This window comes from Nocardioides sp. zg-1230, assembly GCF_013155335.1.
GTDB lineage: Bacteria > Actinomycetota > Actinomycetes > Propionibacteriales > Nocardioidaceae > Nocardioides.
The window spans coordinates 287,292-308,423 of sequence record NZ_JABJQZ010000002.1 but is presented as its reverse complement, the minus strand read 5'-3'; the positions used below and the strand labels follow the sequence as shown (position 1 = coordinate 308,423).

19 protein-coding genes are annotated in these 21,132 nt (G+C 71.2%); 10 read left to right on the top strand and 9 right to left on the bottom strand.

From position 1 onward, the window contains the following. Positions 1 to 54: 54 nt before the first annotated feature. Genes cofD through HOO61_RS09445 form a run of 4 tightly spaced genes read left to right on the top strand, consistent with a single transcriptional unit; the run spans position 55 to position 3,643 of the window. Positions 55 to 1,095 (top strand): 2-phospho-L-lactate transferase, encoded by a 1,041-nt coding sequence (gene cofD, locus HOO61_RS09460; protein ID WP_172258468.1) that lies wholly within the window; start codon positions 55 to 57, stop codon positions 1,093 to 1,095. Beyond that, entirely contained in the window at positions 1,092 to 2,111 is a 1,020-nt protein-coding gene (gene cofE, locus HOO61_RS09455) for a coenzyme F420-0:L-glutamate ligase (RefSeq protein WP_172258467.1), read from the top strand. Before cofD ends, cofE begins: the two co-directional genes overlap by 4 nt. 52 nt (positions 2,112 to 2,163) lie before the next feature. Further along, positions 2,164 to 2,901, top strand: coding sequence for a DUF3105 domain-containing protein (locus tag HOO61_RS09450; RefSeq protein WP_172258466.1), 738 nt, complete (start codon positions 2,164 to 2,166; stop codon positions 2,899 to 2,901). 10 nt (positions 2,902 to 2,911) lie between these two features. Then, the gene (locus HOO61_RS09445) at positions 2,912 to 3,643 is read left to right on the top strand and encodes a TIGR03089 family protein (RefSeq protein WP_172258465.1); all 732 of its coding nucleotides are present in this window, start codon (positions 2,912 to 2,914) and stop codon (positions 3,641 to 3,643) included. A 21-nt stretch (positions 3,644 to 3,664) separates the two neighbouring features. Here the strand turns inward: HOO61_RS09445 and HOO61_RS09440 are convergent, their stop codons facing one another. The 9 genes from HOO61_RS09440 to HOO61_RS09400 all read right to left on the bottom strand — a co-directional run bounded on the left by HOO61_RS09440 (position 3,665) and on the right by HOO61_RS09400 (position 15,643). Beyond that, positions 3,665 to 6,382 carry an FG-GAP-like repeat-containing protein gene (locus tag HOO61_RS09440; RefSeq protein WP_172258464.1) on the bottom strand — a complete coding sequence of 906 codons (2,718 nt, stop codon included), beginning with the start codon at positions 6,380 to 6,382 and terminating at the stop codon, positions 3,665 to 3,667. Between the two features lie 240 nt (positions 6,383 to 6,622). Further along, positions 6,623 to 7,393: an ABC transporter ATP-binding protein gene (locus HOO61_RS09435; protein ID WP_172258463.1), complete on the bottom strand. Its 771-nt coding sequence runs from the start codon at positions 7,391 to 7,393 to the stop codon at positions 6,623 to 6,625. Then, positions 7,393 to 8,301 (bottom strand): ABC transporter permease, encoded by a 909-nt coding sequence (locus tag HOO61_RS09430; RefSeq protein ID WP_367650101.1) that lies wholly within the window; start codon positions 8,299 to 8,301, stop codon positions 7,393 to 7,395. Before HOO61_RS09430 ends, HOO61_RS09435 begins: the two co-directional genes overlap by 1 nt. 7 nt (positions 8,302 to 8,308) lie before the next feature. Further along, positions 8,309 to 10,333 carry a glycosyltransferase gene (locus HOO61_RS09425; RefSeq protein ID WP_172258462.1) on the bottom strand — a complete coding sequence of 675 codons (2,025 nt, stop codon included), beginning with the start codon at positions 10,331 to 10,333 and terminating at the stop codon, positions 8,309 to 8,311. Beyond that, entirely contained in the window at positions 10,330 to 11,550 is a 1,221-nt protein-coding gene (glf, locus tag HOO61_RS09420; RefSeq protein ID WP_172258461.1) for a UDP-galactopyranose mutase, read from the bottom strand. Before glf ends, HOO61_RS09425 begins: the two co-directional genes overlap by 4 nt. A gap of 36 nt (positions 11,551 to 11,586) precedes the next feature. Further along, positions 11,587 to 12,507 (bottom strand): glycosyltransferase family 2 protein, encoded by a 921-nt coding sequence (locus HOO61_RS09415; RefSeq protein ID WP_172258460.1) that lies wholly within the window; start codon positions 12,505 to 12,507, stop codon positions 11,587 to 11,589. Continuing rightward, positions 12,504 to 13,433 carry a glycosyltransferase family 2 protein gene (locus HOO61_RS09410; RefSeq protein ID WP_367650100.1) on the bottom strand — a complete coding sequence of 310 codons (930 nt, stop codon included), beginning with the start codon at positions 13,431 to 13,433 and terminating at the stop codon, positions 12,504 to 12,506. Before HOO61_RS09410 ends, HOO61_RS09415 begins: the two co-directional genes overlap by 4 nt. A 31-nt stretch (positions 13,434 to 13,464) precedes the next feature. Further along, complete coding sequence (locus tag HOO61_RS09405; RefSeq protein WP_172258459.1) at positions 13,465 to 15,024, bottom strand: LCP family protein; 1,560 nt, start codon at positions 15,022 to 15,024, stop codon at positions 13,465 to 13,467. Between the two features lie 112 nt (positions 15,025 to 15,136). Next, positions 15,137 to 15,643 carry an acyl-CoA thioesterase gene (locus HOO61_RS09400; RefSeq protein ID WP_172258458.1) on the bottom strand — a complete coding sequence of 169 codons (507 nt, stop codon included), beginning with the start codon at positions 15,641 to 15,643 and terminating at the stop codon, positions 15,137 to 15,139. Between the two features lie 25 nt (positions 15,644 to 15,668). Between HOO61_RS09400 and HOO61_RS09395 the strand changes: the two genes are divergently transcribed. The 6 genes from HOO61_RS09395 to HOO61_RS09370 all read left to right on the top strand — a co-directional run bounded on the left by HOO61_RS09395 (position 15,669) and on the right by HOO61_RS09370 (position 21,086). Next, positions 15,669 to 16,871 carry an LCP family protein gene (locus HOO61_RS09395; RefSeq protein ID WP_172258457.1) on the top strand — a complete coding sequence of 401 codons (1,203 nt, stop codon included), beginning with the start codon at positions 15,669 to 15,671 and terminating at the stop codon, positions 16,869 to 16,871. Positions 16,872 to 16,921: 50 nt separating this feature from the next. After that, positions 16,922 to 17,635, top strand: coding sequence for a peptidase E (locus HOO61_RS09390; RefSeq protein WP_172258456.1), 714 nt, complete (start codon positions 16,922 to 16,924; stop codon positions 17,633 to 17,635). 87 nt (positions 17,636 to 17,722) lie between these two features. Further along, positions 17,723 to 19,207 carry a hypothetical protein gene (locus HOO61_RS09385; protein WP_172258455.1) on the top strand — a complete coding sequence of 495 codons (1,485 nt, stop codon included), beginning with the start codon at positions 17,723 to 17,725 and terminating at the stop codon, positions 19,205 to 19,207. Positions 19,208 to 19,364: 157 nt separating this feature from the next. Next, positions 19,365 to 20,081 (top strand): PadR family transcriptional regulator, encoded by a 717-nt coding sequence (locus HOO61_RS09380; RefSeq protein WP_172258454.1) that lies wholly within the window; start codon positions 19,365 to 19,367, stop codon positions 20,079 to 20,081. Between the two features lie 17 nt (positions 20,082 to 20,098). Further along, on the top strand, positions 20,099 to 20,500 hold the full coding sequence (locus tag HOO61_RS09375) for a DUF1707 domain-containing protein (protein ID WP_172258453.1): 402 nt from the start codon (positions 20,099 to 20,101) through the stop codon (positions 20,498 to 20,500). Positions 20,501 to 20,543: 43 nt separating this feature from the next. Further along, entirely contained in the window at positions 20,544 to 21,086 is a 543-nt protein-coding gene (locus tag HOO61_RS09370) for a hypothetical protein (protein ID WP_172258452.1), read from the top strand. Positions 21,087 to 21,132 lie beyond the last annotated feature (46 nt).

The window sequence follows — 21,132 nt, the reverse complement described above, 5'->3', positions numbered from 1 at the left end:
CGCAAGTCAAGCCCGGATCTGATATGGCCATTCCGCTTCCGGCAGGCTGTTCCTATGTCATCATCCGCGTCCACGCTCCGCCGTATCACCGTCCTCTCCGGCGGCGTCGGCGGGGCCCGCTTCCTCCAGGGACTCCTGCACGGCCTGCGCTCGGGCGTCGTCGCCGGCGGGTCCGCCGACACCGAGGTCACCGTCGTGGCCAACACCGCCGACGACTGGTGGGTCCACGGCCTCAAGGTGTGCCCCGACCTCGACACCGTGATGTACACCCTCGGCGACGGGATCGACGTCGAGCGCGGGTGGGGCCGCCGCGACGAGACCTGGAGCGCGCGCACCGAGCTCGAGGCGTACGGCGTCGAGCCGACGTGGTTCGGCCTCGGCGACCGCGACATCGCGACCCACCTGGTCCGCACCCAGATGCTCGAGGCCGGCTACACCCTGTCCCAGGTCGCCGAGGCGCTGTGCCGACGCTGGCTCACGCCCGTGCACGGCGCCACGGTGCGGCTGCTGCCGATGAGCGACGACCGGGTCGAGACCCACGTGGCCGTGGCCGACCCCGACAGCCCCAGCGGGCGGCGGGTCATCCACTTCCAGGAGTACTGGGTGCGGCTGCGCGCCGCAGTGGCGGCCGAGGCGGTGCTCGTGGTCGGCCAGGAGGCCGCGACCCCGGCCCCCGGCGTGCTCGAGGCCATCGGCGAGGCCGACCTCGTCGTCCTGCCTCCGTCGAACCCGGTGGTCTCGGTCGGCACGATCCTCGGGGTGCCCGGCATCCGCGACGCGGTCCGCGCGACGTCCGCCCCCGTGGTGGGCCTCTCCCCCATCGTCGGCCCCTCCCACGTGCACGGCATGGCCGCCCAGATGCTCACCAGCATCGGGGTCGAGGTGAGCGCCGGCGCCGTCGGTGCCCACTACGGCGCCCGGTCCGCGGGCGGGGTGCTCGACGGCTGGCTGGTCGACGAGCGCGACGCCGACCAGCTGACCGGACTGGACCAAGCCGGGATCCGGGCCGCGGCCGTGCCGCTGATGATGTCCGGCGACGACGCCACCGCGGCGATGGCCGCGGCCGCCGTCTCGCTCGTCATCGACCCCGCATGAGCGCCCCCGTGGGCCGGCTCGAGGTGTGGGCGCCCGACGGGATGCCCGAGGTCGCAGCCGGGGACGACCTGGCCGCGCTCGTGCTCGCCGCGCTCGGCGACGGCGCCGACCTGGCCGACGGCGACGTGGTCTGCGTGACCAGCAAGGTGGTCAGCAAGGCCGAGGGACGCACCCGGGTGGGCGACCGCGAGACCGCGGTCGAGGAGGAGACTGTCCGCGTCGTGGCGCAGCGCGGCCCCGTGCGCATCGTGCGCAACCGTCTCGGACTGATCATGGCGGCGGCCGGTGTCGACGCGTCCAACGTGCCCGCCGACTCGGTCGTGCTGCTCCCCGTGGACCCCGACGCCTCCGCCCGGTCGCTGCGCCGCGAGGTCCTCCGGCGCACCGGGACCAACGTGGGTGTCGTGGTCACCGACACGTCGGGTCGTGCGTGGCGCGAGGGGCAGACCGACCTCGCCGTGGGCGCCGCCGGCCTGCTCGTCGCCGAGGACTTCGCCGGCCGCACCGACCCCCACGGCAACCCCCTCGCCGTCACCCTCCCGGCCGTGGCCGACGAGATCGCGGGTGCCGCCGAGCTCGCGCAGGGCAAGCTGGCGGGACGGCCGGTCGCCGTCGTGCGCGGGCGCGCGGACCTCGTGCTACCGCCCGGGGATGACGGCCCCGGCGCCGCGTCCCTCGTGCGCCCCGAGGGCGGGGACCTGTTCGGCTGGGGCGCCCGCGAGGCCGTCGTACGCGCCCTGGCCGGGGACGAGTCCGACCGGGCTCCCTTCGGGGCGCCGGTGGACCTGCCCGAGCTCCAGACGCAGGTGGGGCGGGTCGTCGGGCGTGGTCGATCGATGACCTCGACGCTGTCGCTGACCTTCGACGGCGACCCCGACCGCAACGAGCTGCGGCTGCCCGAGGGGTCGGACCGCACGGCCGTGGCGGCGGTCTGCTTCGCGAACGGGTGGCGGATCCGCCGCTGGGAGGAGTCGGTGGCAGGCGTCGTGTGCCACGTCTCACCCGTGACTACGTAGACTCTCCCACCGCAGGACCGACCCAGCACTCGACCGAGAGACACCGAGCACCGTGGCCAAGCAGGCAAAGACCGACCGTCAGGCGGTCATCGACTCCATCCGCTCCCAGCAGTCCAAGCGCGAGAACCGGCGCGGGCTGGCGATCGTGGGCGTGTGCGTCCTCGTCGCCGTGCTGATCGTCGGCGCCGCGGCGTTCAAGCCGATCAAGGACTGGTGGGACCTGCGGGCCTATGCCTCCGACTCGCTCGGTGAGATCGGCGCGAAGGCGTCGGTCTGCCAGGACGTCACGACCAAGTCGGCCGAGGGCAGCCAGGACCACGTCGAGGTCGGCACGCCGATGACCTACCCCGACGCCCCGCCGGCCTTCGGCCAGCACTGGAACATGTGGGACAGCATGGAGCGCAAGCTCTACACCGCCTCCGACCGTCCCGAGCTCGGCGAGCTGGTGCACAACCTCGAGCACGGCTTCACGATCCTCTGGTACGACGAGACCATCGCCGACGACTCCGACCAGATGGACGTGCTGCGCGGCATCGCCTCCAAGCTGGAGGGCACCGACAACCTGCGCGACAAGTTCAAGGCCGTGCCGTGGACCTCCGAGGACGGCAAGGACTTCCCCGACGGCCAGCACGTCGCCCTCACCCACTGGTCGCTCGGCGGTGTCGGCGAGACCGACCCGACCAAGCAGGTCGGCGTCTGGCAGTACTGCTCCGAGGTGAGCGGCGCCGCGCTGGACACCTTCATGCAGGACTACCCCTACATGGACTCCCCGGAGCCCAACGCCGTCTGAGGCACAACTCGTGACGACCTTCGCCGAGGTGCTCGCAGCCCAGCTGCGACGCGACCCCGGACGCCCGCTGCTGACGTTCTACGACCACGCGAGCGACGAACGCGTCGAGCTGTCGGTGACGACGTACGCCAACTGGGTGGCCAAGGCCTCCGGACTGCTGAGCGACGTCGCCGACCTCGAGCGCGGCATGTCGCTGCGCATCGACCTCCCGCCCCACTGGCTCTCGCCGGTGTTCCTGGGCGCGGCGTGGACGCTCGGCCTGCGGGTCACCACCTCCGACCAGCCGGACGCCGTGGTGTGCGGCCCCGACGGCCTCGGGGCCTGGGCGCCCCGCGCCGGGACCATCCCGGTGCTGGCGTGCAGCCTGCGCCCGTTGGGCGTGCGGTTCGCCGAGGCGCTCCCGGCCGGCGTGCTCGACGTGGGCGTCGAGATCTGGTCGCAGCCCGACGGGTTCACCGCGTGGGACCCGCCGACCGGCGACGACCCCGCGACCGACGCGCTGACCCAGCAGCAGCTCTTCGGGCCGCCCGCCGACCGCCCGCACGACCTGACGGCCGCCGTCGGGAGTGATCTCACCGACGGCGGCCGTCTTCTCTCGGTGGCCGACCCGGCTTCCCCACCAGGAATGGCCACCTTCACCGAGCCCCTCGGACGAGGAGGCTCGCTGGTCCTTGTCCGCAACCCCGACCCGGCTCGCCTCGACGACGTCCACGACGCCGAACGGGCGACTGCCCGGGCCTGATCGCGCTGCTCCCGCGCCGCCTCACCCGGCCAGGTCGAAGGCCCCCAGTCCCTCGCCCAGCACCCGCGGGTCGGAGACGCCGGACTTGCGACCGGAGTAGAGGTACGCCACTCCGCTCGCGCGGTCCCGGACGACGTAGTCGGCCGAGCCCTTGAGGGTCATCGCCTGCACGCCCAGCACCCAGTCGAAGCCGGAGAGGTCGGCAGGGAGCCCGGCCGGCGCGGGGACCACGCCACCCTTGACGAGGATGCCGGCGCCCACGCCGGCGCCGTTGCCGGGCCAGACCGTCAGCCGGCTCCCGCTCGGGGTGCCGATGAGGTCCGGGAGCCCGTCGCCGGTGACGTCGCCGACCGCCCTCAGGCCCTGCACCGGTCCCCAGCCCTGGCCGAGCACGGTGCCCACCGCGAGCGTGCCGGTGCCGGTGCCGGCGAAGAACCACAGCTGGCCCGAGCCGTCGCGGGTGAGCACGTCGCCGAACCCGTCGCGGTTGACGTCGCCGGCGTTGAGGATCGTGTCCATGCCGGCGAAGGAGACGCCGGTGTCGATCGGCGCGCCGAGCTCGAAGGTGTCGCGGTTGGCGACCACGACGAGCTGCTTGCCGGAGACGCCGATCAGATCCGCCCCGGCACCGCCGACCATGTTGGCGCCGGTGATGAAGCGCATCGTCTTGAGGTTGGTGGCCGGCCCCAGCGCGGCGCCGTAGGTGCCGTCGCCGCGTCCGGGCATCAGCATCATCTTGCCTTTGGACGTCCGGGCCACCAGGTCGGAGCGTCCGTCGCCGTTGAAGTCACCGGCGACGACCCGGTTGTAGCCGCTCCACTTCCCGGCGACGCGCCTGGGTGCGGCGAACCGGCCGGTGCCGTAGCCCGTCTGCAGGAAGAGGCGGTTCTTGGTGCGCAGCAGCAGGTCGGCGCGGCCGTCGCCGTTGACGTCCCCGGCACCGACGACCTGCCGGTAGTTGCCGTAGCCCTTGCGCGTGACCTTGCGGGCGAAGCCGCCCTTCTCGGTCCCGAGCAGGGTGGCGAGACGACCCTTGAACCGGGCCACCAGGTCGTTGCGGCCGTCGCCGTTGATGTCGCCGGCGGCGGTGACGAGCGAGTAGCCGCGGAGCCGCAGCTTGCGCGTGGTCTTGCCGAACTTGCCGTTGCCCTTGCCGGCGCGGACCCGGACGTCGCCGGACTTGTCCGCCGTCACCAGGTCGGGCAAGCCGTCCCCGGTCAGGTCGGGCGAGACGAGGACGTCTGCGCGCTTGTCCCAGCCGCGCTTGCCCACGACCGTACGGGTCTGGAAGGACGTGAGGCCGCCGGTCGGCAGCACCAGGCCACGGCCGTCGGAGGCGCGGCGGACGACGAGGTCGGGGTACGGCGAGGCGTCGAGGTTGTTCTGCGGCGCGGGCTCGGCGATCGGGACCTCGGTCGGCGGGGGCGGCGGGACCGCCGGCGCCGATTGGGACGCATACGTCCGGATCAGCGGCAGCTGGGCGTAGAGGTACTTGCCGGGGCACGCCGTCGAACCCGCGTCCCGATGGCCGTTGATCGCCTGGAACGTGCCGCGACCGATCTTCTGCGACGTCGACGCGGGGTTGACCCCGTGCAGCGACAGCTTCCACGCGAAGAGTGCACCGTAGGCACGCAGCATCACGTCGGGCGGCTGGACGGTGTCGAAGTTGCCGATCGCCGACATCGCGAACGAGTAGTCGTTGTAGTTGAGCGTGTGGGCGCCGACGACCGGACGGTCGATGCCGCCGTAGCGGCCCTCCCAGATCCGGCCGAACCGGTCGACGAGGAAGTTGTAGCCGATGTCGCTCCAGCCCCGCGACTTCACGTGGTAGGCGTAGATGCTGCGCAGGAGCGCCGGCACCTGGGCCTCGGAGTAGTCGTTGGCGTTGACCGTGTGGTGGACGAAGCCGCCGCTGATCGAGCCGTAGCGCAGGGCGCTCTTGTTGCGGATGCTCTCGTCGGCGCCCCACTGGGCCCGCGAGAAGATGGTGGGCTGCGCGACGGCCTGCGTGCGCGCCGCCTGGAGCGTGATGCCCTCGGAGGCGGCGTCCGTGCCCTCCTGCTGCGCGAACTCCTCGTCGTACGACGCACCGGGGTCGCTCTTCGCGGCATCGGCCGGCGCCTCGGTCTCGGTCCTCGTGGCCGACCCCGGGTCGACCACGGCGAGGGAGAGGTCGTCGGGCAGGGCGACGCCGTCGGTGCGGGCCTCGACCTGGACGTCGTCCACGTCGCCCACGAAGGTGGGCTCCGTGCCGGGACGGGCGGCCGCGGCCTCCGCGCTGTCCGGGTCGGGCCCGTGCTCGTCGTGGTACTCCAGGTCCTCCCAGGCGCTCCACTCCTCGCCCTCGCGGGTGCGGACGCGGAGGGTGATCTGGTCCTCCTCGAGCTCCTCGCCGCTGGCCCAGGTGACCCCGACCGCGCCGAAGGCGTCCACGGGCTGCGGCGTGCTGACCACGCGTGCTTCCGAGGCCCCGCCCGCGACCGTGCGTCCCCGCAGCCCGGCGAACCCGCCGGACTCCCCGGTCAGCGGCACCTCGGTCACGGTCGGCGTCACCGCCGCGGTGGGGACGGTGGCCGACATGAGCGCCGCGGGGGCGGTCGTGGCGGCGGGGGCACCGGGCGTCTCCCCCACGATGTCGAGGGACACGACACCGGAGGCGGGGGTGAGCACGACGAGCACGACACCCAGGGCCAGCACCTGCTGGCAGAGGGTGACGAGGCGGGCCTGAAGAGGACGCATGACAAGACTCCTGCTGTGTGGGGGAAGGTCACACAAGGCAGGAGTTTCACACCAGTCACATCAGTCACGGAAGGGTTTCTGAGTAACTACAACGCTGTAATTTCCACTCGACACGCCGTTACACCGGTGTAATTCTGACCGATTGTGCCCCGAAAATGCCTCGAGCGGTGCGTCAGACACGTTTTCTGCGGTCGAAACGTGTCTCACACACCGCTCGGGGGCGGGCTGGGGTTGGGCTGCCTAGATGTCGGCGCCGAGGCCGTCGTCCTCGCCCTGGTCGTCGTCGCCCTCGTCGTAGTGGAGGTAGCGGATGCCCTCCTCGACGTCGCCGTCGAAGCCGAGGCGCCCGCTCTCCATGACCAGGACCCGGTCGCAGAGGTTGCGGACGGAGCCGGGGGCATGCGAGACGTAGAACATCGTCACGCCCGAGCGCACGATCTCGTCCATGCGCCGCTTGCACTTGCGCTTGAACGGCCGGTCCCCCACCGCCAGGGCCTCGTCGGCGATGAAGATGTCGGCGTCGACGTTGACCGCGACCGAGAACCCGAGGCGTGCCTTCATGCCGGAGCTGTAGTAGGCCACCTCGGTGTCGAGGAACTTCCCGAGGTCGGCGAAGTCGACGATCTCGTCGAACTTGCGGTCGGTCTCGGCCCGCGACATCCCAAGGATGGCCGCGTTCAGGTAGAGGTTCTCCCGCCCGCTCAGGTTGTTGTCGAAGCCGGTGCCGGTCGCGATCAGACCCGCGATCCGGCCGCGCGTCAGCACCGAGCCGCTGTCGGGACGCATCACGCCGCTGATGAGCTTGAGCAGCGTCGACTTGCCGGAGCCGTTGAGGCCCATCAGGCCGACCGACTCCCCCTCGTGCACCTTGAAGCTCACGTCGTCGACGGCGTTGAAGGAGTCGTGGGTCTTGCGGCCGCGGGCCTTGGCCAGCACCGTCTGCTTGAGCGAGCGCTGGTAGGACAGCGTGAACGCCTTGGTGGCGTTCTCCACCTGGATCATGGTCGTCATCACAGACGCTCCGGGACGCGGGCCTCGAGACGGGCGAAGATCCGCTGCGCCAGCACCAGCAGCACGAACGCGATGGCCGTCATCACCAGGCCGCGGGTGAAGAGGTGGTCGGGCAGGTGCACCGCGGCCGTCGCCTCGGGGTCGCTGGTGGTGCCGGTCCAGAAGCCGCGCTGGATCAGGAGCACGGCCTCGGCCATCGGGTTCCACAGGTAGTAGGTCGCGATCGGCTCGCCGAAGCGCTCCTGCACGAGGGTGTAGGGGTACATCATCGGCACGCTGAAGGTGACGAACTGGGTGAGGGTCTGCGCCACCTTGCCGATGTCGCGCATGAAGACGTTGCCGACGCTGAAGAGCAGCCCCAGGGCCAGCCCGAGCGCGGCCGTGAGGGTGAAGCCCAGCAGCGCCGCCGCCATCCCCACCGGGTCGGGGCGCCACCCGAGGAACACGCACGGCACCACGAGGATCACCAGCATCGGGATGGTGTGCCAGCCGGCGACGAGCATGCGGGCCACCGGGAACATCTCGCGCGGCACCGGCAGCTTGGTGATCAGCGACCTGTTCTGGACCAGCGACTGGGTGCCACCGTTGAAGGTCTCGGTGAAGAAGTGCACGATCACCATGCCGGCGAACAGGTGGATGGCGAAGTTCTCCATCCCGGCGCCGCGGCCGATCATCACCTGGAACAGGAAGTAGAACATGCAGAACCGGATGGCCGGCTGCAGGTAGCTCCACACCCAGCCGAGCACGGTGCCCTGGTAGCGCGACTTGATGGTGTTGCGCACCAGCATGCCGAGCAGGTAGCGACGGCGTACGACCTCGCTCAGGCCCGTGGCCGCGGGCGGGGCCAGCGGCAGGGCCTCCAGCTCGGCCGTCGTACGCCGGGCCGGGCCGGGGGCTGTCGTGCTCACGGGCGGCTCACTCGGTCGTGCCCGCAGCGCGGTCGGAGCCGTCGGTCCAGGGGGCGAACGTCTTCTCCCACGCCTCGGGCGAGGTGATCTCGCCGAGGGCGTCGCGGTACTGCTGGGCCAGGGCGGGCCACTCACGGTGGAAGCGTCGGTGGATCGCGACGGTCCGCTTGAGGAGGTCGCGGTACTCCTCGGGGTCGCGGCGGTAGAGCGCCACCGAGCTGCCGTCGTTCATCGACACGACGGCCGAGTCGTACTTGACCAGGTTGAACCACGCGGCGTCCATCGCGGTGAGCTCGGCCTCGGGGTAGTCGCGCGACATCGACCGGATGGGGCGCAGCTGCCGGATCGGGGCGAGCCCGGCGCCGATGAGCGTGCTGAGACGACCGGGGATCTCGATGTCGGACTTGCCCTTCTTGGGCGGCTTCTTGCGCCGCACCGGCGGCAGCTCGTCGCGGTCGACGTGCAGCTGCGCGTCGACGAACTGCTTGCGGAAGGCGTTGACCTCGGGAAGCTTCGTCGCGAGCTCACCGTGGAGGGCGTGCGGACCCGCCAGGACGTCCTCCATCGCGAGGTGACGCAGCTCGGCGGTGGAGTACTGCAGCGACGCGAGGTGCTTGACCTGGTGGTTGAACGACTCGCGGACCATCCGCCCACCGCGCTCGTAGGGCGAGTGCAGCAGCGCGGCGATGATGCGGTTGCGGTGGTGGAAGTAGGCCTGCCAGTCGACGCCGTCGTTCTTGTCGGTCCACGGCACGTGCCACACAGCGGCGCCCGGGAAGGACACGGTCGGGTAGCCGGCCTCCTTGGCGCGCAGGCCGAACTCCGAGTCGTCCCACTTGATGAAGAGCGGCAGCGACAGGCCGACCTCCTCAAGCACGACCCGCGGGATCAGGCAGGAGAACCAGCCGTTGAAGTCCACGTCGGCGCGCTTGTGCAGCCAGCGGGCGGAGCGCAGGTTGCGGGCCGCGAAGTCCCAGTCGCTGTAGCCGTCGAGGCGGGTCTGCCACCAGAAGCGCCAGGGCTGGACGATCTCGCCGAAGGAGTGCAGGCGCGAGCGGGAGTAGATGCTGAACATGTGGCCGCCCACGATCGTGGGCCGCTTGGCGAGGTCGCCGAAGGTCACCGCACGGATGATCCCCTCGGGCTCGCAGACCACGTCGTCGTCCATCATGAGCGCGTAGGTCGCCGTGCCCTTGCGGATGCTCTCGAGCTGGCCGCGGGCGTAGCCGCCCGACCCGCCGAGGTTGCCCTGCACGATGACCCGCAGCCGGTCGCCCAGCGACTCCTGCGCGGCCGGGAAGTACGTGGACTCCACGAGGGGCTTGCTGCCCTGGTCGACCACCTGGACGGTGTCGAGGTAGGGACGCAGGTCCTCGTCGTCGGCGATCTGGCCGAGGAGCTTGGCGCAGAAGTCCTGCCGGTTCATCGTGGTGATGCAGATGTCGGCGGTGCCGTGCTGGGCGCGGTCCTCGGGAACCTCGGCGGTCCACCGGGCCGACTCGACCACGGCGCCGTCGTCGCCGGCGACGATGTCGTACCAGTACCAGCCGCCGTCCACGAACGGCGTCAGGGTCAGCTCGAACGCGAACGTCTCGGCCTCGTCGGACGAGACGGTGGTGGAGTCGACGACCTGGTTGTGGCCCGCGGCCATGGACTTGTAGACCGTCACCACGGTGCCGGCGCCGCGCACCTGCACGGTCAGGGTGACCTCGTCGACGACGGTGTAGCGGCGCCAGTAGGAGGCCGGGAAGCCGTTGAAGTAGGTACCGAAGGAGACCATCTGGCCCGGCTGGGCGCGCACGGCCGTGCGCGAGAGGACCTGGTCGGGGCGCAGCTTGCGACCGGTGGAGGTCGACTGCCGGATCGCGGCGTTGTTGAGGTCCTTGGCGGCCTTGTTGCCGCCGACCTCGTGCCGGCTGGTGTCGAGGCGGGCCTCCTCCAGGTCGACGTAGAGCGCGAACGTGTCGGGGTCGCGGTCGACCGGGAGGATCTGCCGCTGCAGCAGACGGGTGGTGGTTGTGGTGGTGCTCATGCGTCGATGCCTCCGCTCGTGAGCTCGGCGCCCTCGGTGAAGTGCGGCTTGAGCTTGTTGTCGTACATCGACAGGGCGGCACCGATGGCCATGTGCATGTCGAGGTACTTGTAGGTGCCCAGGCGGCCGCCGAACAGCACCATCGGCTCGGCCTTCGCCAGCTCGCGGTACTTGAGCAGCTTGGCGCGGTCGTCGGCGGTGTTCACCGGGTAGTAGGGCTCGTCGCCCTCCTCGGCGAAGCGGCTGTACTCGTGGACGATCACGCTCTTGCCGGGCAGGTGGGTCTTCTCCCGCTCGGGGTGGAAGTGCTTGAACTCGATGATGCGCGTGTAGGGCACGTCCTGGTCGTTGTAGTTGACCACGCCGGTGCCCTGGAAGTCGTCGGTGTCGACGACGCTCTCCTCGAGGTCGACGGTGCGCCACGACAGGCGGCCCTCGGAATTGCCGAAGTACTCGTCGACCGGGCCGGTGTAGACGATCGGGACCTTGCCCTTGTAGTCATCGGCGACGGAGAAGAAGTCGGTCTCGAGGCGGACCTCGATGTTGGGGTGGTCGGCCATCTTGGTCAGCCACGCCGTGTAGCCGTCGGTGGGCAGGCCCTCGTAGGTGTCGCTGAACCACCCGTTCTGGAAGGTGTAGCGCACCGGGAGGCGGGTGATGATGTCGGCGCTGAGCTCGGTGGGGTCGGTCTGCCACTGCTTGGCGGTGTAGCCCTTGATGAACGCCTCGTAGAGCGGGCGCCCGATCAAGCTGATCGCCTTCTCCTCGAGGTTGGAGGCGTCCTCGGTGACGATCTCGCTGGACTGCTCGGCGATCAGCGCGCGGGCCTCGTCGGGCGTGTGCGACTTGCCGAAGAACTGGTTGATGAGCGCGAGGTTCATCGGCAGGGAGTAGACCTGCCCCTGGTACTTCCCGAACACGCGGTGCCGGTAGTCGGTGAACGACGTGAACCGGTTGGCGTACTCCCACACGCGCTCGTTGGAGGTGTGGAACAGGTGCGCGCCGTACTTGTGCACCTCCACGTTGGTCTCCGGGTCACGCTCCGAGTAGGCGTTGCCGCCGAGGTGGTGACGACGCTCGAGGATGAGCACGCGGAGACCGAGCTCCTCGGCGCACCGCTCGGCGATCGTGAGACCGAACAGGCCGGCGCCGACGATCACGAGATCGGGGAGCTGGTCGGGGGTGTGGTCGGTGTCGGTCGTGGGGCCCTGGGACAAGGGATGAACTCCTTGGGTGAGAAACGCGGGGTGAGTCTATCGAGGGGGGCGGGCGGAAGCCGTCAGGCGGCGCATGCCCCGCGCGGAGGCCATGGCGCGGATCACGTTGCGGGCCTCGGCCCGACCACCGCGCACGGGGCTGAGCAGCACCACGACGAGGGTGATCAGCCACGGCTTGAGGCGCACCAGCACGTTCTCCCCGTGGCGGAGGTGCACCACGAAGAGGTTGCGGTACATGTAGAAGCCCTTCCACCCCGACAGGTCGTGCTGCTGGTTGAAGTCGAGCTGGCGGACCAGGACGGCGTCGCGCACCGCCCAGATCCGGCGGCCGGCGCGGCGGGCGCGGACGGCGTACTCCGCGTCGTCGTAGAAGATGAAGAAGGACGGGTCCGGGAAGCCGATCTCCTCGATCACGCCGCGGCGGACCATGAAGCCCTCGAAGGCGACGTTGTGGACCTCGACGAGCTCCGGCATCGAAGCCCGGTCGGCGAAGGTGCTGTCGACGGTGGACCGCTTGGGCTTGATCGCCAGCGGGTTGCGCAGGTCGAACTCGACGGCCGCCTTCTCCACCAGCGCGCCTGCGAGGTCCTCGCGCACGGCGATCAGGCAGTCCTCGTCGACCGCCATCAGCGCCTCGAGGCAGCCGGGGGCGGGGACCACGTCGTCGTCCATCAGCCACACCCGGTCCCACCCGGCGTCGTACGCCGCCCGCACGCCGAGGTGGAAGCCGCCCGCGCCGCCGATGTTGTCCGGGTGGTGCGTGACGTGCAGGGGCAGGTCGGTGCGCGCCGCGAGCACCTCGCGGGTGTGGTCGGTGCTGGCGTTGTCGACGACGATGACCGCGTCTGGACGGCGCGTCTGGGCGGCGAGCCCGTCGAGCATCCCGGCGAGCAGGTCGGCGCGGTTGAAGGTGACCACGACGACCGCCACCGTCTCGGGCGCGGCCGGGTCGGTCACGACAGGAACCTCCGGTGGCCGTCGAAGTCACCCGCGATGCCGGCGCGCATGGCGCTGGCGCTGAGCCGCAGCCGCGAGAGGCTGGGGCGGGTGAAGGCGTAGAACCACGCGGTCTTCACCACGAAGGCCAGCGCGTGCAGCGGACCGCGGTAGTCGCGCAGGTTGACCAGGTTGTTGCGGGCCATGCAGTAGTGCTTGAGGTCGCTCGGCGAGTCGTTGTAGGTCGTGCGACCGAACATCATCGGCGTGCCGAGGTTGCCGACGCTGGGGTGGCGCACCGTGGCGGTGACCACCGTGGCGACGCGGGCCCCGGCCTCCTCCGCGCGGAGGCGGTACTCGTGGTCGTCGCCCCAGATGAAGAACTCCTCGCGCGGCAGCCCGATCCGGTCGACGAGCTCCTTGGTGACCAGGACGCCGTTGAAGGGGATGACGATCCCGTCGATGCGGTCCCGCTTCGCTGCACGACGTACGTCGTCGACGGCGTGCACCACGCGGGTGCTCCCGGGCAGGCGGATGGGGAACACCAGCCGCCCCGGGTCGGCCTCGTCGACGACCAGCGGGCCCCAGAAGTCGAGGTTGTCGGTCTCCAGCAGCAGCTGGTCGAGGCAGTCGACGTCGGGCAGCCCGTCGTCGTCCATCAGCCAGACCAGGTCGGCGCCGCGGTCGATCGCCCAGGCGAGGCCGTCGTGGAAACCGCCGGCACCGCCGCGGTTGGTCCTGAGCGTGCGTCCGCTGAGCGGGACCTCGCCGGTCGTCGGGCGGGCGGCGAGCCACTCCCCCGTGCCGTCCGAGGAGGCGTTGTCGACGACCAGGACCTCGGCCAGCCCGTCGACCTGCCCGAGCCGCGCCACGAGCTTCTGGAGCAGCGCGAGACGGTTGAAGGTGACCACGACCGCGACGATGCGAGGCAGGGGTCCGGTGGTCACGGCGTACACACTAGGGGCGCCACAGCCGCGCTCAGCAAACCGCGCCCAGGTCCTCCGACTGGTTGGCGGCGTAGCCGGTGGACAGCGAGCCGACCGACCCGCCCGCGACGGCAGGGGGCGTGCTCGGGGTCGCCGGGGCGGCCGGGGTCGAGGCGGCGCCCTGCTCCGGAGCCGGCGACCCGGCTGCCGGGGCGGTGGTCTCGGCGGACTCCCCCTCGGCCGCCTCCGCGGTCGTCTCGGCGGTCGCCTCCGCGGTCTTCTCGGGCGCACGGCCCTCCGCCTTCGCGATGGCCGCCGCGACCTTGGCGTGCACCTCGTCGATGTCGGGGTTCGCCGTGTTGACCATGGGCGGCACGAGCGAGAGCGTGGCGATCTTCTGGCTCTTCGCCTTGAGTGCGAGGTCGACGAAGCGGTCCACCTCGCCGCGCGGGACGTTGGTGGAGACCATCGCCGAGCTGGCCCCGGCGATCTTCTCGAAGTTGCGCAGGGCGTCCTGCGGGCTGACCTGCTGGAGCATCGCGCTCATCACGCACTTCTGTCGCGCCATGCGCGAGTAGTCGTCGGAGTCGTGGCGTGCCCGGGCGAACCAGAGGGTGTCCATGCCGTTGAGCGTGCGCGTGCCGGGCTCGATGTAGCGGAAGAACGAGTCGTGCGGCAGGCCGACGGGGATGCGCTGACGGACGTTGAGCTCGACGCCCCCGACGGCGTCCACGAGGTCCTTGAAGCCCTCGAGGTTGACCATCGCCCAGTAGTTCATCTCCAGGCCGGTGATCCCCTCGACGCCCTCGATGGTCGCGTCGACTCCGGGGTGCTTCGAGCCCTTGAACAGCTCCGCGTGGTCGAGCGCCCAGGTGGCCAGGCCGTTGAGGTACATCCCCTCCTCGTCGAAACCGTCGGGGAACTGCTCGCCCATCACCGAGCCCTCGGGGAACGGGAAGTTCTGCATGTTGCGCGGCAGCGAGATGAGCAGCGCCTTGCCGGTCTCGGCGTCGATGCTCGCGACGGTCATCGAGTCGGGTCGCAGACCCCAGCGGCCGGCACCGGCGTCGCCGCCCATGAGCAGCACGTTGTAGCGCCCGTGGTGGGCGCCGACGGCCTTGCCGTCGCCGAACATCGAGAGCATGAAGTCGCGCTGCACGCCGATGACGTGGGCCCCGAAGAGCAGCGCCCCGGCGACGCTGAAGCACAGGAAGCCGTTGACGCCGACGACCGCGAGCCGGTGCTGGCGCTGCAGGGTCAGGGGCTGGCCGAGCCGCCAGGCGTCGACGAAGAGGTAGGCCCAGCCGACGGCCAGCGCCATCAGGCCCAGGCGCAGCACCTGCAGCAGCACCGTGCTGGTGCCGGCCCAGAAGGCGAGCCCGTGCCAGAAGTACGACGTCACGACAGCGAGGAGGCCGACGACGAGCAGCGTGAGCCAGGTCCAGAGCGCGATGCGGCCCACGCGGCGCTTGCCGGACACCAGCTGCGCCGATCCCGGGAGGACGAGGGTCATCAGCATCAGCGTCACCGCGCGGCGGAACCGGACGCGCTGGGCGCGGTCCAGCGTGGTGAACCGCTGCTGGTGCGACCCGGGGGGCGGGGCGGACGGCATCGGGGGGCCTCTCTCTGCTGGGGGAAGTCAGCCCGCCCAGTATCACCAGTCACACCCGTCCCAGCGGCCCACGACGCGCCGTGGGCGGCAGGTCAGGGAACCAGCGCCTCCGTCACTCCTCGCGGCCCCGGTCGATCTCGGTCTTGCGCGCCAGCCGGTGCGCGCGCCGGATCTCGGCCTCGCGCTGACGTCGGACGTCGCCGGGCGTCTCGGTCTCCAGCGGCGGGACGGGCCGCGGGTGGCCCTCCTCGTCGATCGCGACGAAGACGAAGTAGGCGCTGGCGACGTGGACCGGCTCGTCGCTGGCGTTGCCCCACGGCTGGGCCTCCACGCGGACGCCGATCTCCATCGACGACCGTCCGGCCCAGTTGACCTGGGAGTAGGTCTTGATGATGTCGCCGACGTGCACGGGGGCGAGGAAGGTCATCTCGTCCATCGCCGCGGTGACGGCCGGTCCCCCGCTGTGCCGGTGGGCGACCGCACCCGCGGTGGAATCGGCGAGCTTCATGATCTCGCCGCCGTGCACGTTGCCCAGCAGGTTCGCCTCGCTCGAGTGCGCCATGATCCCCAGGCTCACCCGGCTGTACGACGTGGGGCGCGCCGTGCTGAGCTCGCTCATGGGCCGCACGGTAGCGTCTTCGCCCATGGCTGATCGTCCGCAGGGCTCCGGGGTGCCCGAGAAGGGAACACCCGAGTACGACTGGCTCTACGGGAGCCAGTCCAAGAACCCGCCGAGCGACGCCACGCAGCGCGTTGAGGCGCAGCGGCCGGGCGGCCGGGCCGACGAGACCCGGGTGATGCCGGTGGCCCGCCGCGAGGCGCGCGGGTCGGGCGGGCAGCCCCCTTCCCCGACGCGTACGCCGGCCGCGGCCCCGCCGCCGCGGCCGAAGAAGAAGCGCCGGTGGGGCCGTCGCCTCGGCGTGGTTCCCCTGGTGCTGATCCTGCTGCTCGTCTACCTGCTCGGTGTCCCGCTCTACCACTGGACGACGATCGACAAGGTCGACGCCACGCCCTCGGGTGACCGGCCCGGTGACCAGCCCGGCACCAACTACCTCATCGTCGGCTCAGACAAGGCCGACGACCTGACCGACGAGCAGCGCGAGGTGCTCGACACCCCCGAGCGCGGCGGCACCAACACCGACACGATCATCGTCCTCCACACCGGATCCGGGGGTCGCACGATGATGTCGATCCCGCGCGACACCCTCGTCGAGGTCCCGGACGGCGGCACGCAGATGATCAACGCCGCCTTCGCGAGCGGCGGGGCGCCCCTGCTGGTCCAGCGGGTGGAGGCGCTGACCGGCATCCACATCGACCACTACGTCGAGCTCGGCTTCGGCAGCGTGATCAACACCGTCGACGCCTTCGGCGGCGTCGAGATCTGTCCCAAGCAGGACATGAAGGACCCCCGCGCCCGGCTCGACATCGAGAAGGGCTGCCAGGAGGTGGACGGGCTGACGGCGCTCGGCTACTCCCGCTCGCGCTACGTCACCGCCCTGAGCGACCTCGACCGGGTGGCCCGGCAGCGCGAGGTGATCAGCGCCCTCGGCGACGAGGCGATGACACCGTGGACGTTCGTCAACCCGGTGCGCTACTGGCGGATCAACGAGGCGGCCTCGGGCGCGATCCGGGTCGACGAGGAGATGAACCCCGTCGACATGGGCCGCTTCGCCCTCGCGATGACCGGCGAGAGCAAGACGTGCACGATGCCCAACCTGCCCGCACCCAGCGACCCCAACCGGCTCGTCGCCGATCCCGACCGGGCCCCGGCGCTGTTCAACGCGATCATCGAGGACTCCCAGGTCCCCGGGAAGGCCTGCACGCCGACGGGGCGCGTCCGCCAGTAGGCGTCGTGGCGTGGCGCTGACCCGTCGATGTGTGGACCTACGATCGGCCGATGACTACGGGAACCATCCTGGCAATGGGCGGTGGCGGCTTCTCGATGGAGCCGGACAACCCCCTTCTGGATGACTTCCTGTTGTCGCTCGTACCTCGCTCAGGTATGCCCAAGGTGTGCTTCTTGCCGACTGCCAGCGGCGACTCTGACGGCTACATCGAGCGGTTCGAGCGGGCCTTTGCCGCACCGCGCGCCCGTGCCTCGGTCCTGTCGTTGTTCAAGAGAGAGCACGCCGACCTTCGCACGTTCGTCCTCTCGCAGGACGTCATCTATGTCGGCGGTGGAAACACCGCAAACATGCTCACGCTGTGGCGCATGCACGGACTCGACGCGATTCTCGCCGAGGCGCTGAGCGCGGGTGTCATCCTCGCCGGGCTGAGCGCGGGAATGAACTGCTGGTTCGAAGCCTCGGTGACCGACTCATTCAATGTCAACGACTTGCAGCCGTTGAGCGACGGCCTGGGCATGCTGACTGGGAGCGCGTGTCCCCACTACGGCGGGGAAAAGCACCGACGGAGTACGTATCTCGCCCTCGTGTCTTCAGGACGCCTACCCGGTGGGTACGCCGCCGATGACGGCTGCGCCCTTCTCTTCCGCAATGGGAACTTCGCAGATGCGGTGTCGTCCCGGGCGGGAGCGCGGGCGTTCCAGGTTCACGAGACGGACGGCGTTGCCGTCGAAGCACCGGTCCCTGTCCGATTCCTCGGGACGTGATCCGTGGGCGTCCGGCTCTGCCGCGATTGCCCGATCCCCAACCTGTTCGAACCTTGTCGTACGAACATATGTTCGATAGAATGAGGCATGTCGTCACCCGCCCTTCAGTCGCAGCCGCCCCCGGCGGCCGACGAGGCGACTGCGAAGCAGGTGCTGGCCCTCGCCACCAGCGCACTTCGGGCCCGTCGCCTGGCGGAGGTGGAGGAGATCCGGCTCGCGGTCCAGTGGGCCGTTGCCCACGGACACCCGCGCGACGACCGCGATCCCATGGTGACGCCCGGCGGTGACGGCACCCCCACGGTCCGCGACCACGCCATCCCCGAGCTGGCCATGGCGCGTGAGACGCACCCGGCGACGACGCGGGCGCTGATCGCCGACGGCCTCGACCTCGCGCACCGGCTCCCCCGCACCTGGGCAGTCGTCGAGGCCGGCGACTGCGAGCCGTGGGTGGCGCGCAAGGTCGCCGTCCTCTCCCGCTCGCTGCTGTCCGAGCAGGTCGGTCGCGTGGACCGAGCGGTCGCCAAGGCTATCGCCGGCCATGCCCCGTCCACCGTTCTCGAGATCGCCCGAGCCAAGGTCATCGAGGCCGACCCCGAGACCCACCGCGCCGAGCAAGAACGATCCCGCCACGAGCGCTACGTGCGCCTCTCCCGGGCCGACGAGTTCGGCTACCGCCACATCATCGCCCACATCACCGCCGGCGACGCCGTCTGGATCGACGCCATGGTCGACCGCGTCGCCGAAATCCTCGCCGAGACCATGGGTCACGACCACAACCACGACGAGCTCCGCTCCCTCGCGCTGGGCTGGCTCGCCCGACCCGTCGACCTCCTCAAGCTCCTCCTCGAACACACCCAGACTGGCGAGCACACCGACACGGACACCGAGACCGGCGAGCCCGGTGAGCCCGGTGAGCCCCAGCAGCCGGCGTGGGCGCCCGACCACATGGCCGACACCATCGACCGGCTCTGCTCACTCCCCGCCCGCACGCTGGCCATGCTCCGCGGCCGCGGACGCCTCTTCGTCCACCTCACCGACGACGCCCTCCGCACCGGGAAGGGCATCGCCCGGGTCGAAGGCGTGGGCCCCATCGACGTACGCCAGCTCCACGAGGTCCTCGGCAACGGCGACGTCACCCTCACCCCGGTCCTCGACCTCGCCCAGCGCCGCCGCGTCGACGCCTACGAGCACCCCGAGGCGGTCAAGGACCACGTCTGGGTCCAGACCGGCGGCGACTGCTTCCCCTTCACCCCACGCACCGCCACCCGCGACGGCGTCGACTACGACCACGCCATCCCCTACGACGACACCGGACCACCCGGCCAGACCGGCCCCCACAACTCCGGCCCCCTGCGCCGACGCCACCACCGCACCAAGACCCACGGCGGGTACACCACGCGCGTCGTCGGCCCCGGACGCCACCTCTGGCGCACGCCCCACGGCCAGGCCTTCCTCGTCGACCACACGGGGACGCACCGGCTCCCCGAGCAACAGGGCACAGCCATGGCAGAGGCCATCCAGGACGGGGTAGAGCTCTACTTCACGGCACCAGTCGCCTACCGAACCTCCTAGCCGCGGCGGCCGGGACCGATCTCAGGGTCGGTCCCGGGGTGATCCCCCTTGTCCGACCTCAACCTTCGGCGTACGCTCGCGATATATCGCGATACGTCAGCGATAGGTCACGACGTACCGCCCCGATGACATCTCACACAGACCCGAGGGAGCAGACATGGGACACCAATGGCCCGGCGCCGACTGGCCCGGCAACGACGAGAACAACCAGGGCAACGGCGGCGAGCCGGACTACCGCCGGCCGCGCGGGACGTCTGACTGGAGCAGCTGGGGGCAGGCGTTCTCCGGCGGCGGGCGCGGGCACCGCGGCGGTCCCCCGCCGTGGCTCGGCGAGATCTTCGGCTTCGCCACCGCCCAGCAGCGCCCGCAGCAGCGGGGCCCACGAGTACGTCGCGGCGACGTCCGCACCGCGATCATCGACGTGCTCCACCGCGCGCGGAAGGCCGACGAGCCGATCAACGGCTACCAGGTCATCCAGGAGATCGCCGAGCTCAGCAACGGCGAGTGGCGCCCCTCTCCCGGCTCGGTCTACCCGACCATCCAGCAGCTCCAGGACGAGGGCCTCGTGGAGTCCGACGACGAGCACGGGCGCCGCACGATCCGGCTGAGCGACTCGGGCGCGGCCTGGGCCGAGGAGAACGGCACCGAGCTGGCCGCCGTGTGGGCGCCCTTCGCCCGCACCGAGCAGGCGCCGGCGGACCAGCCGTCCGGCCACGCCGACATCAAGAGCGAGATCGGGCAGGTCGTCAGCGCCGTCTGGCAGCTGGCCACGCAGGGGTCCGACCAGCAGAAGAAGGCCGCCCTCGACGTCCTGGTCGACACCCGCCGCCGGCTCTACGGCATCCTCGCGGACGGACGGGACGCTGAGCGATGAGCGTGCCGGACCCGCGCATGCGCATCTCTGACAGCGATCGCGAGCGCGCGATGGCCGACCTCGCGACCCACTACGCCGACGGGCGCCTCGACCACGAGGAGTACGACGAGCGGCTCGACGCGATCTGGACGGCGCGCACCCGCGCCGACCTGGCGGTGCTCTTCAGCGACCTGCCGCGGCCCCAGGCGCAGCCGGCGCGCGCGCCGGTCCGCGCGCCGGCGCGGCCCGGCTCGCGCTCCCGGCTGCCGCTGCTCCCGATCCTGGCCGTGCTCATCGTGCTGAGCGTGATCGCCGAGGCGCCGCTGTTCCTGCTCATCTTCCCGCTGATGTGGTTCATGCACCGCAGGCGCGGTCCGTTCGCGCCGCCCCCGCCGGGTCGCGCCGACTACCGGCGCCACGGGCGCTCGCACGGCTGGTAGGCCGAGCCACCCGTAGGGCGCTCCCGTCTGCGACGATGAGCGCGTGACGTGGGAGGCGAGGGTGGAGCGGGCACGCGCCCCGCACGCCCTCGCCCGCGCCGTCGCGGCGACGACCGTCGCCGTCACCGGGGCCGCCACGGCCCACACGTGGGCCGGCGGTGACGTGCCCACCGGTCCCGGACTGGCGCTGGTCGCCGCCGTGGTCCTGGGCGCGAGCCTCCTGGTCTTCCGACGCGACGTGCCCGGCTGGGCCCTGCTGCCGGCGGTCGCGCTGGCGCAGCTCGGCGTGCACGAGTCCTTCGGCCTGGTCACCGGCCACGAACACGCGGCCGTCGCCGACGCTCCCGGCCAGGGCTGGTCGTGGCAGATGGTCGGGGCGCACGCCTTCGTCACCCTGCTGACGGCGCTGCTGTGGTGGGCCGGGCGGCGCGCGGCGTCGTACGCCGTCTCCCTCCGCGCGCACGCGGCGGTCCCGGTCGCCACCCGCGTACGGCGCCGGTCGCCCCGTGCCGCGGCACGCTCCTCGCTCGTCCTCCTGCTCGTCGCACCGAGACGCGGTCCGCCGCTGGCGGTCCTGCCCACCTGAGCCCGGTCCGGGCCCGGGTGGTCACCCGACCCCAGACCCGCACCAC